General features: G+C 65.2%; 2 pseudogenes. Both read right to left on the bottom strand.

The features are described from left to right. Positions 1 to 841: pseudogene (locus VQ03_RS29930) on the bottom strand (methyl-accepting chemotaxis protein); the annotation flags it as partial. A gap of 90 nt (positions 842 to 931) precedes the next feature. Beyond that, positions 932 to 1360, bottom strand: a pseudogene (locus VQ03_RS29925) (methyl-accepting chemotaxis protein); the annotation flags it as partial.

Raw genomic sequence — 1360 nt, 5'->3', positions numbered from 1 at the left:
CGGCCTGCTCGGTCGAGCCCTGCGACAGTTGCTCGGCCGAGGCCGACAGCTCCATGCTGCCGGCGGCGACCCGGTTCGCGGCATCTGCGACACCGACGGCGAAGGTCGTCAGGCTGTCGACCAGCGCATTGACCGCATCTTTCATGCGCTGATGATCGCCTTCGCACGCGATGTCGATGCGCTGTGTCAGATCGCCCGCGCTGACGAGGTCGAGCACGCGGTTGCCCTCCATGATCGGCAGGATGATGGCATCGAGCATCCCGTTGATACCGAGCACGACCTTGGCGAAATCCCCCACGTATCGGTCGGCGTTGCCCCGTTCGCTGAGCCTCCCGGCGGTGGAAGCTGTGGTCAGGGTCTGTATTTCGGTGATGATCGAGCGGAGGTTGCCCCGCAACGTCTCGATCGTGTCGTTGATGAAAGCCTTCTTGCCGGCGAACTGCTCGAGCGGGGCGTTGAAATCGCCCTCACCGAACGCCTTGACGCAGGCCATGGCCTTCTTTTTCACGGCGATATGGCCGGCCACCATCCCGTTGATGTCCTGCGCCATCACGGCAAAGTCGCCTTTGAACCGATCGGCAGGCATCACGACGTCGATGTCGCCTTTCTCGTGCTCCGACGCCATCCGGCCGATGCCATCGCCGAATGCGATCGCCGGACGCGTCGCGCTGTCGAGAAGCATGTTGACGGCAATCAATATGTCCCTGGCATCTCCTGTGGCGATATCCAGGTTTGCCCTCGCAGACAGGTTGCCGTCGGCAAGCATCTGGCTCAGCCGCTTGATTTCCTCGACGGCAAACCGTGTTCTGGAGGACTTTTTCATGCTGGTGAGGAGGGACATGGGCGATCATTCGCAGGAAGGGAGAGGATCGACGGACAGGTGACAGATCATGCGAGCCGATGGCGGCGCGCCAGCTGCCGATCCGCCCGATCAGGCGCGTTTGAAGTCCTGGTCGCGGATGTCGTCGGCACCCGTCATATCGAAGGTGAAGCCAGAACCGCGCAGGCCGCTGGCCAGGGGCTTGGCCGCCGACCGGACGGGCGACTTCACGGCCGCCGAGGGAGCGGCCATCCGGGCGGCGGTGGCGCGCAGCTGCGACACCGCCCCGTCGATCGGTCGCGCATGGGCCGCCGGCGCCGCCGCCTCGCCGAGCCGGAAATAGGCGATCGTCGCCTGCAGCGTCTCGGCCTGCGCCGCCAGCTCCTCCGACGTCGCCGAGACCTGCTCGGACGCCGACGCGTTCTGCTGCGTCACCTTGTCGAGCTGCTGGATCGCCTGGTTGATCTGACCCGACCCGACATCCTGCTCCCGGCACGCCGCCGAGATCTCCTCCACCAACGCCGCCGTCTTCTTGATGTC

This window comes from Methylobacterium tarhaniae, assembly GCF_001043955.1.
GTDB classification, from domain to species: domain Bacteria; phylum Pseudomonadota; class Alphaproteobacteria; order Rhizobiales; family Beijerinckiaceae; genus Methylobacterium; species Methylobacterium tarhaniae.
Note: the sequence above shows the minus strand (reverse complement) of the source record. Positions and strands in the feature narration are given on the sequence as shown.